General features: G+C 64.5%; 15 protein-coding genes. 13 read left to right on the top strand and 2 right to left on the bottom strand.

All coding sequences use genetic code 11. From position 1 onward, the window contains the following. Positions 1 to 64: 64 nt before the first annotated feature. The gene (locus GTP55_RS26790; protein ID WP_161047843.1) at positions 65 to 382 is read right to left on the bottom strand and encodes a hypothetical protein; all 318 of its coding nucleotides are present in this window, start codon (positions 380 to 382) and stop codon (positions 65 to 67) included. Between the two features lie 127 nt (positions 383 to 509). Between GTP55_RS26790 and rsmB the strand changes: the two genes are divergently transcribed. The 11 genes from rsmB to GTP55_RS26735 all read left to right on the top strand — a co-directional run bounded on the left by rsmB (position 510) and on the right by GTP55_RS26735 (position 10,592). After that, positions 510 to 1,916, top strand: coding sequence for a 16S rRNA (cytosine(967)-C(5))-methyltransferase RsmB (gene rsmB / locus GTP55_RS26785; RefSeq protein ID WP_161047842.1), 1,407 nt, complete (start codon positions 510 to 512; stop codon positions 1,914 to 1,916). Next, positions 1,909 to 2,517: a DUF4390 domain-containing protein gene (locus tag GTP55_RS26780; RefSeq protein ID WP_161047841.1), complete on the top strand. Its 609-nt coding sequence runs from the start codon at positions 1,909 to 1,911 to the stop codon at positions 2,515 to 2,517. The genes rsmB and GTP55_RS26780 overlap by 8 nt, the downstream gene beginning before the upstream one ends. Further along, positions 2,518 to 4,812: a sensor histidine kinase gene (locus GTP55_RS26775; RefSeq protein ID WP_161047840.1), complete on the top strand. Its 2,295-nt coding sequence runs from the start codon at positions 2,518 to 2,520 to the stop codon at positions 4,810 to 4,812. Positions 4,813 to 4,873: 61 nt separating this feature from the next. Further along, positions 4,874 to 5,590 (top strand): response regulator, encoded by a 717-nt coding sequence (locus GTP55_RS26770; RefSeq protein ID WP_161047839.1) that lies wholly within the window; start codon positions 4,874 to 4,876, stop codon positions 5,588 to 5,590. A gap of 2 nt (positions 5,591 to 5,592) precedes the next feature. Then, positions 5,593 to 6,012 (top strand): GTPase, encoded by a 420-nt coding sequence (locus GTP55_RS26765; protein WP_161047838.1) that lies wholly within the window; start codon positions 5,593 to 5,595, stop codon positions 6,010 to 6,012. Between the two features lie 100 nt (positions 6,013 to 6,112). Beyond that, positions 6,113 to 6,370, top strand: coding sequence for a BTH_I0359 family protein (locus tag GTP55_RS26760; RefSeq protein ID WP_110847458.1), 258 nt, complete (start codon positions 6,113 to 6,115; stop codon positions 6,368 to 6,370). Positions 6,371 to 6,404: 34 nt separating this feature from the next. Further along, positions 6,405 to 7,169 carry a class II glutamine amidotransferase gene (locus GTP55_RS26755; RefSeq protein WP_161047837.1) on the top strand — a complete coding sequence of 255 codons (765 nt, stop codon included), beginning with the start codon at positions 6,405 to 6,407 and terminating at the stop codon, positions 7,167 to 7,169. Positions 7,170 to 7,311: 142 nt separating this feature from the next. Next, complete coding sequence (locus GTP55_RS26750) at positions 7,312 to 7,908, top strand: type VI secretion system amidase effector protein Tae4 (protein ID WP_161047836.1); 597 nt, start codon at positions 7,312 to 7,314, stop codon at positions 7,906 to 7,908. Beyond that, on the top strand, positions 7,908 to 8,570 hold the full coding sequence (locus tag GTP55_RS26745; protein ID WP_161047835.1) for a WG repeat-containing protein: 663 nt from the start codon (positions 7,908 to 7,910) through the stop codon (positions 8,568 to 8,570). The genes GTP55_RS26750 and GTP55_RS26745 overlap by 1 nt, the downstream gene beginning before the upstream one ends. Further along, on the top strand, positions 8,560 to 9,231 hold the full coding sequence (locus GTP55_RS29670) for a PAAR domain-containing protein (protein WP_202423881.1): 672 nt from the start codon (positions 8,560 to 8,562) through the stop codon (positions 9,229 to 9,231). Before GTP55_RS26745 ends, GTP55_RS29670 begins: the two co-directional genes overlap by 11 nt. 80 nt (positions 9,232 to 9,311) lie before the next feature. Further along, the gene (locus GTP55_RS26735) at positions 9,312 to 10,592 is read left to right on the top strand and encodes an EAL and HDOD domain-containing protein (RefSeq protein WP_161047834.1); all 1,281 of its coding nucleotides are present in this window, start codon (positions 9,312 to 9,314) and stop codon (positions 10,590 to 10,592) included. A gap of 18 nt (positions 10,593 to 10,610) precedes the next feature. Here GTP55_RS26735 and GTP55_RS26730 read toward each other — a convergent pair whose 3' ends face one another. Further along, on the bottom strand, positions 10,611 to 10,988 hold the full coding sequence (locus GTP55_RS26730; protein WP_161047833.1) for an SPW repeat protein: 378 nt from the start codon (positions 10,986 to 10,988) through the stop codon (positions 10,611 to 10,613). Positions 10,989 to 11,128: 140 nt separating this feature from the next. Between GTP55_RS26730 and GTP55_RS26725 the strand changes: the two genes are divergently transcribed. Both GTP55_RS26725 and GTP55_RS26720 read left to right on the top strand, forming a co-directional pair. Continuing rightward, complete coding sequence (locus tag GTP55_RS26725) at positions 11,129 to 12,061, top strand: ABC transporter ATP-binding protein (protein WP_371868454.1); 933 nt, start codon at positions 11,129 to 11,131, stop codon at positions 12,059 to 12,061. 11 nt (positions 12,062 to 12,072) lie between these two features. Beyond that, the gene (locus GTP55_RS26720; RefSeq protein WP_161047831.1) at positions 12,073 to 13,413 is read left to right on the top strand and encodes an ABC transporter permease; all 1,341 of its coding nucleotides are present in this window, start codon (positions 12,073 to 12,075) and stop codon (positions 13,411 to 13,413) included. Positions 13,414 to 13,438 lie beyond the last annotated feature (25 nt).

The raw sequence follows: 13,438 nt of genomic DNA, 5'->3' as shown, positions 1-13,438 counted from the left end.
AAACAGCGGTAATTATACTGTGTTGACCGGCCTGACGGGCGGAGTGTGAGGCAGCAGGGTGTTGCTAATGAATAAACCTTGCCACGGAAAAGGCGATCGTGCCGACCACGGCGGACAACGTGACGGCGGTGCCGATAAACCATTTGATCAGCCGGGTCTCCATTTGCGCCATCTTGATCTCCAGCCTGTCGTCGCCCGCAGTGATTGCTTCATGCAACTTCGCAATGTCTTCTTTCGTAGCATAGTTGGATTTGACGATTGCAAGATCCACTTCCACAACGGCCAGCCGTGTTTCCACACCAGTCAGTTGCGCCTCCACGCCGCCTAGTCTCGCCAGGACCGGATCGTCAGTGCTTGTTTCGGATTTTGGTTGCGTCGCCATCTGCCGATCATACGCCCGCCGGTGGCGGCACGTTTGACCGAAATTAAGGCAATCCCGCTGTCGCCTTGCGTCTGGCGCTAATGTATACTGCGCGATCACGGCCGTCGCCCCACTCTGGAATTAACATATGAACAAGCGTCCAACGCTCTCCTTGAAGTCTGCCGCCAAGCCGGCCGCGCCAAAAATGCGCGCCAGCCATGCGCGGGAGCTGAAACCGGCGTTGCAGACCCACTTCCAGACCAGCCTCAAGCCCGACGCCCTGGCGTACAGCCTGATGGGCGCGGCCAACGCCATTGCCCAGGTGCGCACCGGCACCAATCTGCCGCTGGCGCTGGGCCATGTGTGGTCGCGGCTGCCGGAAATCACGCCGCAGGCACGCGGCGCCATGCAGGACATCAGTTACCGCGCCATGCGCCAGCTGGGCCAGAGCGAGGCGCTGGTCAGCCTGATGGCGCCCAAGGCGCCCGAGCCGCTGGTATCGGCCTTGCTGTCGTGCGCGCTGGCGCTGCTGGCGTCGCCCGACGAGCCGCGCCCCTACGAAGATTTCACCGTGGTCGACCAGACCGTCACCGCCGCCGAGTCGCATCCGGACACCGCCCGCGCCAAGGGCATGGTCAACGCCGTGCTGCGCCGCTTTCTGCGCGAGCGCCAGGCGCTGCTGGACGCGGTATTGCTGCAACCGGTAGCAAAATGGAATTACCCGCAGTGGTGGATCGACGCCGCCAAAAGCGCCTGGCCGCAGCAATGGCAAGCCATCCTGGCCAGCGGCAACAGCGCGCCGCCGCTGACGCTGCGCGTCAACGCCCGCCGCACCACGGTCGAACAATACCTGGCCAAGCTGAGCGCCGCCGGCCTCGGCGCCAGCCAGATCGGCCCGTACGCGGTGCGCCTCGACAAGGCGGTCGGCGTGCAGCTGATTCCCGGCTTTGCCGACGGCGACGTGTCGGTGCAGGATGCCGGCGCCCAGCTGGCGGCGCCGCTGCTGGATGTGCAAGCCGGCATGCGCGTGCTGGACGCCTGCGCCGCCCCCGGCGGCAAGACCTGCCACATCCTGGAACTGGCCGACGCCGACGTCACCGCGCTGGACGCCGACGCCAAGCGCCTGGCGCGGGTCGGCGAGAACTTGCAACGCTTGCAACTGAAGGCCACCTTGCAGGCCGCGGACGCCCAGCACAAAGACTGGTGGGACGGCCAGCCGTACGACCGCATCCTGGCCGACGTGCCGTGTACCGCCTCCGGCATCGTGCGCCGCCATCCGGATATCCGCTGGCTGCGGCGCAAGGCCGACACGCTCCAACTTGCAACACTTTCCGGCAAAATCCTCGACAATCTTTGGCAGATGCTGGCACCGGGTGGTAAATTGCTATTCGTGACATGTTCCTTGTGGCCGCAGGAATCCGAGGCGCAGGCGGCCGCTTTTGCTGTACGACATCAGGCGGTACGGCTGGATGCGCCCGGTCAATTGCTCCCCGCCGGCGGCTCCGGGCAGGATCACGATGGTTTGTTTTACGCGCTGTTCCAGAAAAATGCGTAACCTCTTGAGTACCGGCCCCCACGTGACGCGACGATTGTTTCGATTTCTGCTAGCCTCCTTGCTGCTGACGCTGGCCTTGCTGGCGCTGCTGCCGCAGCCGGCGCATGCCGCCGAGGGCGTGGAAATCCGCCGCGCACTGGTCGAGGCCACGGAAGACGGCTACCGGCTGTCGGCCACCTATGGCTTCGAGCTGAGCCACGAGATGGAAGACGCGCTGCAATACGGCAAGCCGCTGTACTTCTACACCGAAATCGAATTCACCCGCCCGCGCTGGTACTGGTTTGACGAAAAAGCCATCACCGCGCGCCAGACCGTCAGCCTGTCGTACAACGTGCTCACGCGCCAGTACAACGTCGCCGTCAGCGGCAGCGTGCACCAGAGCTTCTCGTCGCTGGAAGACGCGCTGTTCCTGATCCGCCGGCCCAACCGCTGGCTGGTGGCGCCGCGCGGCGCGCTGAAGGTCGGCGAAAACTATACCGTCAAGCTGAGCATGGGGCTGGACCCCAACTACGTGCCCAAGCCGCTCAAGGTCAACGCCCTCAATAATAGTGAATGGCGCCTGGCGTCGGACAAGCGAACCTTTGTCTACAAGGCTGAGTAAGTGAAACGGGCCCTGCGGTATTTATCGCTGGTTGGCGGCGCCATCGTCAGCATCCTGCTGTTCCTCTTGGCCACGGCCTCCGACAATTCCGGCTTCTTCGACCGCTCCTACGCCTGGCTGCTGGGCCTGAACGCGGCGGTGGCGGTCGGCCTGCTGCTGCTGGTGGTGGTGTCGCTGTTCCGCCTGTATTCGCGCTACAAGGCCGGCAAGTTCGGCTCCAAGCTGATGACCCGGCTGGTGCTGCTGTTTGCCGCCATCGGCGTGCTGCCGGGCCTGGTGATCTTCCTGGTCTCGGTGCAGTTTGTCTCCCATTCGATTGAATCGTGGTTCAACGTGCCGGTGGAAGAGGCGCTGAAGTCCGGCATCAACCTCAGCCGCGCTGGCCTGGACCGCGCCATCGGCGAGCTGGGCGCCACCGCCAGCCGCACCGCCGAGCAGCTGGCGCTGCGGCCGTTCGGCTCCGAGCGCGGCACGCTGGCCGCGCTGGTCAAGGAGCAGACCGGCATGCAGAACGCCATCATCGTCGACGCCGACGGCGGCCTGGTGGTCAGCGCCCGCGCCAGCCGGGTCGGCAACCTGAGCGCCGACCTGCCGACCCGCGAAATGATGGCCACGGTCAAGAAGGAGGAACGCTACGGCGCGGCCGAAGGCGGCAATGAGTTGCACAGCGACCTGGTCAGCGCGCCGGTGGCGCCGGCCGAGCCGGTCAACCAGCTGCGGCTGCGGGTGCTGGTGCCGATTCCCGACTTTATCCAGCCCAACGGCACCCACCTGGCGCCGCGCTATCTGCAGCTGATCCAGCTGGCGCCGGCGCCGCTGGCGGCCGACGGCGAAACCATCCGCCGCGCCTACGCCGACTACAAGGAGCGCTTCGACGCCCGCGACGGCCTGCGCAAGATGTACCTGGTGACGCTGACGCTGACCCTGCTCTTGGCGGTGTTCGGCGCCATCGCCAGCGCCTTCCTGATCGCCAGCGACCTGGCGCAGCCGCTGCTGCTGCTGGCCGAGGGCACGCGTGCGGTGGCCGAGGGCGACCTGTCGCCGCGGCCGATCGTCGCCACCTCGGACGAGCTGGGCACGCTGACGCAGTCGTTCAACACCATGACGCGGCAGTTGTCGGAGGCCCGCAGCGCCGTCGAGCGCAACCGCGCGGCGGTGCAGAACGCCAAGGCCCACCTGGAGTCGGTGCTGGCCAATATGTCGGCCGGCGTGATGGTGCTGGACCATGAATTCCACCTGATCAGCTGCAACGACTCGGTCGAGCGCATCTTGCAGCAGGCCGGCGTGACCATGATCGGCCAGCGGCTGGACGACATCGACGGCCTGCAGGAGTTCGGCGGCGCCATCGTGGCCGCGTTCGCCGGCCAGAATGCGCAATCGGCCGCCGGCCGCAGCCTGACGCGGTTACACTGGCAGCGCCAGATCGAGGTGCCGCGGCAGTCGGCCGGGGTCGAGGGCAATGATTTGACGCTGCTGACGCGCGGCTCGCGCCTGCCGGTCGAGGGCGGCAGCGGCTATCTGGTGGTGTTCGACGATATCTCGGACGTGATTTCGGCCCAGCGCTCGATCGCCTGGGGCGAGGTGGCGCGCCGGCTGGCGCACGAGATCAAGAACCCGCTGACGCCGATCCAGCTGTCGGCCGAGCGCATGCAGATGAAGCTGGAAGACAAGCTGATGCCGCAGGATGCCGAGCTGCTCAACAAGGGCACCACCACCATCGTCAACCAGGTGGCGGCGATGAAGCGCATGGTGGACGACTTCCGCGATTATGCGCGCACGCCGCCGGCGGTGCTGGGGCCGCTGGATTTGAATGCGCTGATCGACGAGATCCTGCACCTGTATATCAGCGGCGAGGGCAATGACATCATCCACCCGCAGCTGGCGCCCGGCCTGCCGCTGATAATGGGCGACGCCACCCAGTTGCGCCAGGTAATCCACAACCTGCTGCAGAACGCCCAGGACGCCATGGCGGAGCTGGCGGGCGGTGCACCGCAGGCGCGCATTGACGTGATCACCGAAGCCATTCATTATCAGGGCGCGGACGGCGGCACGCGCACGGCGGTGCGGCTGGCGATCAGCGACAACGGCCCGGGGTTCGCGCCGAAAATCCTGGCGCGGGCGTTCGAGCCGTATGTGACCTCGAAGGCGCGCGGCACCGGCCTGGGCCTGGCGATGGTGAAGAAAATTATCGAAGAACATGGCGGACGGATCGATATCCAGAACCATGGCGATAGAAGTGGCGCGTCAGTGTTGATTTTGCTGTTAAAGTTAGCACCGGCGTCGCAAAATAGCTAACCGCTACGAGTACAAAAATCATTGCCGTCGCACGACGGCGAAATGAGGAAGGCAAGGGAAGATGGCAAACATTCTGGTAGTTGACGATGAAATGGGTATCCGCGAGTTGCTCTCGGAAATCTTGAGCGACGAGGGACATGCAATACAACTGGCGGAAAATGCCCAGCAGGCCCGCGAAGCGCGGGCCCAGGGTGCGCCGGACCTGGTGCTGCTCGATATCTGGATGCCGGATACCGATGGCGTTACGCTGCTCAAGGAATGGCAGCGCGACGGCTTGCTGACCATGCCGGTGATCATGATGTCGGGCCATGCGACCATCGATACGGCGGTCGAGGCGACCCGCATCGGCGCGCTGAACTTCCTGGAAAAGCCGATCGCGCTGCAAAAGCTGCTCAAGGCGGTGCAGGCCGGGCTGACCCGGGCCCAGGAAACCGTGCGCGCGCCGGCCCTGGCGCCGCGTCCGGTGGTGGCGGCGCAGCCGGAAGAAACCCCGGCGCTGGGCGGCTTCGCGGTGCAAAACCCGGCGGCGGCGATTGCGGTGCGCGGCGGCGCCACCGTGGCCGGCGCCGACAACCACATGTTCAACCTGTCGTTCGACCTGCCGCTGCGCGAGGCGCGCGACGCCTTCGAGCGCATGTACTTCGAGCACCACCTGGGCCGCGAAGGCGGCAGCATGACGCGCGTGGCCGAGAAAACCGGCCTCGAACGTACCCACCTGTACCGCAAGCTCAAGCAGCTGGGCGTCGAGCCGGGCAAGCTGGCCAAGAAAAACGCCTGATTGTGGCGGCCACCCCCGACACCGGCGCCGCCCATCACCGGCCGCCGGTGCCGACCTGGCTGGTCACCGGCCCCCGCGCCGGCGCGCGCGAGGCCGCCATTGCTGCCCTCCTGCCGAAGGAAGGGGCCAGCACCATCATTCTGGAGGGTTTGTCGGACGGCAGTTCGGCGTTATCCTTTGATTCCACGGCAGGCCCGGTTCCCTTTGATACCGTGCCGCAAGTGTTGCGTATCGCGCCAGGCTGCCTGCATTGCAGCGGCAATCTGATTTTGCGAGTAACATTAAACCGTGTGCTGCGCCGTCCCCCCGCGCGGTTGTACATCAGTCTGGCCTCTGCCGAGCACCTGGAGCAATTGCGTTCCTGGTTGTCCGAGGCGCCCTACGGGGCCTTGCTGGAACTGCAAGACGACATCGCGGCCTAATCCCAGCCCGCTGATTGGCCTTGAATTGGCCCGTTTTCGACCCCAATTGGGGGTGGAAGGCGGAAACGCAGGTGTTTCGCCCCTTGAGAAAGGAAGCAAAATGAACCTCATCTACAACAGCGAGCAATACAGTGTTGTCGAATTCGGCGTGGACCGCAACCTGGACGCATTGCGGTTCGGCGGCTATGAAATTGTCGACAAAGGTGGCAAACGGGAAATTTTCATTGCCGGCGAACTGGCGAAAAGCTTCCGCCGCGACGTCAACGAACTGATCGCCGGAGAACCGACGATGGCGGAAATCGACGAATTTTTAGGCAGTTACGATGAGTTGATGAGCCAACCGGTGTTGCTGCATTAAACCGGCCGGCACATGGCGTGGGTATAATCACGCCATGTGCCAACTTCTCGGAATGAACTGCAATGTCCCGACCGACATTGTGTTCAGCTTTACCGGCTTCGCCATGCGTGGCGGCCAAACGGATACCCACCACGACGGCTGGGGCATCGCTTTCTTTGAAGGCGCCGGCGTGCGCCATTTCGTCGATCACCAGGCGGCGATCGCTTCGCCGATTGCCGAGCTGATCAAACGTTACCCGATCAAGTCCACCAACGTCATTGCCCACATCCGCAAGGCCACGCAAGGCCAGGTGGCGCTGGAGAATTGCCACCCGTTCGTGCGCGAGCTGTGGGGGCAATACTGGGTGTTTGCCCACAATGGCGACCTGAAGGAGTTCGATCCGCTGCTGAACGGCGCCTTCCGCCCGGTCGGCACCACCGACAGCGAACGGGCCTTCTGCTACCTGCTGCAACAGCTGCGGGCGCGCTTTGGCGACCAGCGGCCGCCGCTGGATCAACTGCGCTCCATGCTCAGTTCGCTGGTGCACGAGATTGCCACGCACGGCACCTTCAATATGATGCTGTCGTCCGGCGGCGAGCTGTTCGCGCATTGCTCGACCAATCTGTTCTACCTGGTGCGCCAGCATCCGTTTGAGACCGCCAAGCTGTCGGACGAGGACGTCAGCGTGGATTTCGCCCAGGTGACTACGCCCAACGACCGCGTGGCCATCATCGTCACCCAGCCGCTGACCACCAACGAACAGTGGACCACCTTCCTGCCGGGCGAACTGAAACTGTTTATTGACGGTTGCCCACAATAAACTCAACCGTACGCCGCACGCGGTATAAATCAGATAAGATTTATATTAATTCACAGCGTCGTCGAGGTTTTTTGTGCCCATTACCGCCACATCCGGAAGTGCCACGGCCACAGTGGTCCCGCATCGGCCATCGTGGGCGGACATGCAAAAGAACTACCCCGCCAGCAGCGTCAGCACGCAGACGCTGTACGACAGCCAGATCGGCGGCAAGTTCGTCAAGCTGTACGCCCAGCCCGGCTATGAAAACACCTGCGCGGTGCGCATGTCGTACGGCCTCAATCGCAGCGGCCTGAAACTGCCGAAAGCGGCCGGCGCCGGCGCCAGCATCCAGGGCGGCGACGGTTACTGGTACTGGCTGCGGGTGACCGACCTGAAGGCGGAACTGGCGCGCCGCTTCAAGGGCGCCGACGAGGAACTCGGCCTGACGGTGATTCCCAAGACGCTGCTGAACAACGATGCCGAGCTGACCGTGCAGTTCAAGGAGCGCGTCAAGCAGGGGCAGGCATTCATCGACACCAAGCTGGCCGGCAAGAACGGCATCGTCGCGTTCGAGGTGAGCGGCTGGGGCGACGCCTCCGGCCACTTCACGTTGTGGGACGGCAGCGCCAAGACGCTGGCCTACGCCGATGGCCACAACGACTCCGGCAACAACGATTTCTATTTCTGGCTGACACAGGTGAATCCGGAGCGCACGCGCCTGATCCAGACGGTGCGGGTCAAGTTCTGGGAGCTGAAGTAATGAAGGCTGTGTTTGCCGCGCTGATGTTGGGGCTGATGACAGTCTCCTGCAGCGCCGCCGAATCCTGCCCGCCGACCGCGCAACAGGGCGACTGGGACGCCGCCTGCTTTGCCGGCAGCGGCCCGCAGCGCCAGGTCAAACAGGAACATTTGGGCAAAATCGCGTTCGACCGCAGTGGCCATGCGGTGATCCGGATCGCCGAGACGTTCGAGATGGTGGCGGTGGACCGGCGCGGCAGAGTGGTAGTGCCGGGAATTTATTATGCCACCGACTTCGACTATCCCAAGCCGCGCGGCCATCTGGCGCGCTTTGCCGATGGCGGCAAGTGCGGTTATTTCGATGTGCGCAACTTCAAAGTCGCCATTCCGGCGCTCTACGACCACTGCATGTCGTTCCGGGAGGACCGCGCCAGCGTGTGCCAGGACTGCACCGTGTATTGCACCGATCCGGATTGCCACGACAGCCTTTTTGTCGATGGCAAGGGATTGCAACTCGATCCGCGCAACCGCGTGCTGCGTCAGTTTGCCTTGCCGACTATCGCGCAGGCTTGCCCGGGCGGGCAGTCGGGCACGCTGAAGCCGAAGGGCGGCGGCAGCTCCTGGCTGGACTGCCCGGAAGACCCCGCATCGCCGTTCAAGATGGAGGCATCGCATGGCCGGTGAAATCATTCGTCAGGGCGACAAGACCAGCCACCACGGCACGGTGGTGGAGGGCTCGCCGTCCGACATTTGCCATGGCAAGCCGGTGGCGTTCATTGGCCACAAGGTGTCCTGCCCCAAGTGCCCCGGCACGCACACCATCGTCGAAGGCGTGGTGACCACCACGCTGTACGGCAAGGGGGTGGCGGTGGCCGGCATGAAAACCTCGTGCGGCGCGGTGCTGATCGCCAGCCAGTTCACTGACGTGGTGGAAAACGCCGGCGGCGGCGGTGGCGGTGCGGCGGCAGCGGCGGCAACGGAAGCGACGGCGCCGGTCGTGGCCACTGCCGCGACCGCCGCAGTGGCAGCGGCGGTCGCAGCCGTTAGCAGCGCCAAGCCGACCGGCAAGGAAAAGAAAGTCACGCGCCTGTACTGGTCGTATGGCGACGACCTGCAGCCGCTGTCGCGCAAGTCGCGTTTTTACGTCGACCTCAACCTGCATGTGGAAACCGAAAACTACGCCGCCGGCGACAGCGTCGAAGTGGACATCGCCAATGACGATGGCAGCGATGTGGCGACCGGCGTGCCCAAGCTCAAGGCCAGGGGCACGGTGGCGGCGGACGGCACCGCTGTCATCAAAAACGTGTTCTCCGGCAAAACGGTGGATATTTCCGCCAGCACATGATCTAAATTCTCCAAGACATCGCCGTTTATTGCTGTCAAAATGGAACGCGCAGCAGACCGCCTTTTGATTTTGGACCCGCGATGATCGATCTCACCCTACATGACAGCGGTCCCCAGAGCTTGCGCGTGCGCGAGTTCTATCTGGGGCGTCAGCCTATTCTGGACCGCAACCAGGCTTTGTTCGGCTACGAGTTGTTGTTCCGCAACGCTCCGGTGGGGCCGGCCCACATCACCAACGACCTGAGCGCTACGGCAGCGGTGATCGCCCACGCGGCGCAACTGGGCATGGAAAAAACCATCGGCGACGCGCTGGGCTTCGTCAATGTCGACGCCAGCGTGCTGATGAGCGATATTTTTTCCTTCCTGCCGCGCGAGAAGGTGGTGCTGGAAATCATTAACACCATGCCAGCCTCGCCGGAGATCGTCACCCGTATCCGCGCGCTGGCCAGCCACGGCTTCCGCTTTGCGCTGGACGATGTGACCGGCGAAACCGCAGACGTGCTGGCGCTGCTGCCGCTGGTCGACTACGTCAAGATGGACATGCGCAATATTCCGCTGTCCACGCTGTCCAAGCTGGCGCCGCGCTTCCGCCAGGAGAAGAAAAAGCTGGTGGCGGAAAAGGTCGAGACCCGCGAGGAATTCAAGAATTGCCTGGACCTGGGCTTTGATTACTTCCAGGGCTATTATTTCTCCAAGCCGGTCATCATGAGCGGCAAGAAGCTGTCGCCGTCGCAACTGGCGGTGATGGAGCTGATGACCCTGGTCACGTCCGACGCCGGCAACCAGGAAATCGAACGCGCCATCAAGCGCGACGTGTCGCTGGCCCTGAACCTGCTGCGGCTGGTGAACACGCCGGCGGTCGGCGCGCGCCAGCGCATCGATTCGCTGAGCCAGGCCGTGACCATTCTTGGCCGCCGCCAGTTGCAGCGCTGGCTACAGATCATGCTGTACGCCGAACCGAGCAAGCGCGGCCACAGCATGACGCCGCTGCTGATGCTGGCCACCACGCGCGGCCGCCTGCTGGAACTGTTGGCAGGCAAGCTGCGCCACAACCAGCGCGAGGTGGCCGATATTGCGTTCACGGTCGGCATCATGTCGCTGATGGATACGCTGTTCGGCATCCAGATGGCCGATATCCTGGAGCAGATCCCGGTCGGCGACGAGGTGCGCGACGCGCTGCTGCAGCGGGGCGGTTTTTACGGCGACCTGCTCAAGCTGGTGGAATGCATCGAGCGAATCGAGGAAATGGATAACCACATCGTGCCGACGCTGCGCGACCTCGCCATGTCCACCGACGAGCTGGTGGAACTGGAAATGGCCGCCTTCGAATGGAGCGACAACGTGGTGCGCTACGCGCTGTAGCCCACCACGCGCGCCGGGTCAGGTGGCATGGCCTGCACCCGGCCAGTGCTTCACCAGCTCCGGATCTGTGCGCATTTCCCACAGCGCCAGCACCGCCACCGCAATGCCGACCACCACCGAGTTCCACATCAACTCGCGGTTGTCCGCCAGGCGTAGCACCCATGGCGACACCGCCACCCAGATCCCTACCAGCAGATTCAGCACCACCGCCCAGAAGTAGGTCTTGTACAGATCAAACGCCGCCAGCAGCACGATCACCGCGCCCGAGATAAACGCCGTCCACGCCTGCACGGACGGCATCGGATAGCCGAACACCCATGGCGTGATGAAAAACCACAGGCCCAGCAGCAGGATCAACTGGTCTTGCCAGCGTTTGACGGATGGATTGTTTGCCATATTGCCTCCCAGAGTAGTCAGACCGCCGGATGGCGGCGTCTTACTTAGTCCACCGGCAGCCGGTAAAAGTTCATCGCAGCTTGCCAATTTGTTATGGCAACGCTATCCTGCAAGTCATATCCAACAGCCCGGAGGTGGCGGTGTTACTGAGCGTGGAGCAAATTTCGAAGGCCTACGGCGCGCGCAAGGCCGTCGATGACGTGTCGTTCAAGGTGCAGCGCGGCCAGACGGTTGGCCTGATCGGTCCCAACGGCGCCGGCAAGTCGACCACGGTCGGCATGATCTGCGGCCTGCTGCGCGCCGACGCCGGCCGCATTGTGCTCGATGGCGACGTCATCGGCCAGGGCGCCAGCGCCGCCAAGCGCAAGATCGGCTTCGTGCCGCAAGACCTGGCGCTGTACGAGGATTTGTCGGCGCTGGAAAACCTCAAGCTGTTCGGCGCGCTGTACGGGCTGAAGGGCACGCAGCTGAAGCAGCGCTGCGAGCAGGTGCTGGCGCTGGTCAACCTGGCCGATCGTGCCGCCGACGCGCCGGCCACGTTCTCCGGCGGCATGAAGCGCCGTCTCAACATCGCCGCCGCGCTGCTGCATGAGCCGCAACTGCTGATCCTCGACGAACCCACCGTCGGCGTCGATCCGCAAAGCCGCAACGCCATTTTCGAGACGCTGGAAGCCTTGCAGGCGCAAGGCCACTCGCTGATCTACACCAGCCACTACATGGAGGAAGTGGAGCGGCTGGCCGACCACCTCGTCATCATCGACCACGGCAAGGTGCTGGCCGACGAGACGCCGGCCGCGCTGTATCACCGCCTGCCGGCCCAGGCGGCGCTGGCAGTGGAACTGGCCAACGAACCGTCGGCGGCGCTGCTGGCCGGCGTGCAGGCGCTGGCCGGCGTGACCACGGTCGAACGCAGCGGCGCCACGCTGAACATCGGCCTGGCCGCCGCGTCGCAGGCGGCGCCGGTGCTGGCCTGGCTGGACGGGCAGGGCCATGCGCTGCTGCACTTCGCCACCGCCCGCACCTCGCTGGAAAACATCTTCCTCAACCTGACCGGCCGCAGCCTGCGCGACTGAGAGACCCCGACATGACTGCATTGATCGCCCTGGTCCGCAAGGATCTGATTCTCTACCTGAAAGACAAGCGCGCGCTGATGCTGCACCTGCTGATGCCGGTGGTGCTGGCGGCGTTCTTCGGCTCGCTGTTCGGCGGCAATGGCGGCGGCGACAGCACCAGCAAGATCGACCTCGGCCTGGTGGTGCAGGACCAGTCCGAGCAAAGCCAGAAAATCGCCGCCGGCCTGAAGGCGGACAAGGTGCTGAACGTGGTGGAGTTGAGCCAGGACGAGGCGCAGGCCAAGGTGCGCAGCGGCAAGCTGCCGGTGGCGGTGGTGATCCCTGCCGGCTTTGGCGAGCAGGCCTCGGCGGCACTGTTCAGCGGCCGCAACAAGCCGCAGCTGCCGCTGTATTACGACCCGTCGCAAGCGACCGTGCTGGCGATGGTCAAAGGCTTGCTGACGCAGCAGGTAATGCAGGTGACCAGCGCGTCCGTGATGAGCGGCAAGAACAGCAAGGCCACCGACCAGTATCTGGCCGAGTTGCCGGCCGTGGCCAGCCGCAGCCCCGAGCAGGCGCAGCTGGGCGATTTTCTCGTCAGCCTGAAGAAGTTCCAGGACCAGCGCGCCGCGACACAAGCCGCGCAGACCGCGCCGGTTGCCGCTGGCGCCAGCGCCAGCGCTGCCAGCGCCGCAGCGGACGACGCCGCAGCGCCCGGCGGCATGACCATGCCGTACACCACACAAGAAGAAGCACTGAGCAGCGGCCCCAAATACAACGGCTACGCGCATTCCTTCGCCGGCATGGGCGTGCAGTTCATCCTGTTCATGGGGATTAACCTCGGCATCAGCATCCTGCTGGAGCAGCGCCAGGGTATCTGGAGCCGCCTGCTGGCCGCGCCGGTGTCGCTGTCGACCATCATCCTGGGCCGCGCCGTCGCCGGCGCCATCATCGCTACCGGCCTGATGGTCGCCATGTTCGTCTGCGCCGTGCTGATCTTCAAAGTGCAGATCACCAGCATGCCAGGCTTCATCGGCATGGCGATCTGCTTCGGGCTGATGACGGCCGCCTTCGGCCTGCTGATCGCCGCCTTTGGCAAAACGCCGGAAGCGGCGCGCGGCATCGCTACCTTCGCCACGTTGATCCTGGTGATGCTGGGCGGCGCGTGGGTACCGTCGTTCGTGTTCCCGCAATGGATGCAGACCGCCACGCTGGTGGTGCCGACCCGTTGGGCGGTGGATGGCCTGGACGCCGTCACCTGGCGCGGCCTGGGTCTGGATGGCGCGGCGCCGGCCATGGCGGTGCAGCTGGGCTTTGCCGCCGTGTTCGGCGCGCTGGCCGTGTGGAAGTTCCTGAAGGATCAGCGCCGCTAACGCCCGTCACTCCGGCGCAGGCCGG

Source organism: Duganella margarita (genome assembly GCF_009857535.1).
GTDB classification, from domain to species: domain Bacteria; phylum Pseudomonadota; class Gammaproteobacteria; order Burkholderiales; family Burkholderiaceae_D; genus Rugamonas; species Rugamonas margarita.
The sequence above is the reverse complement of the archived record's forward strand: the minus strand, read 5'-3'. Positions and strand labels throughout refer to the sequence as shown.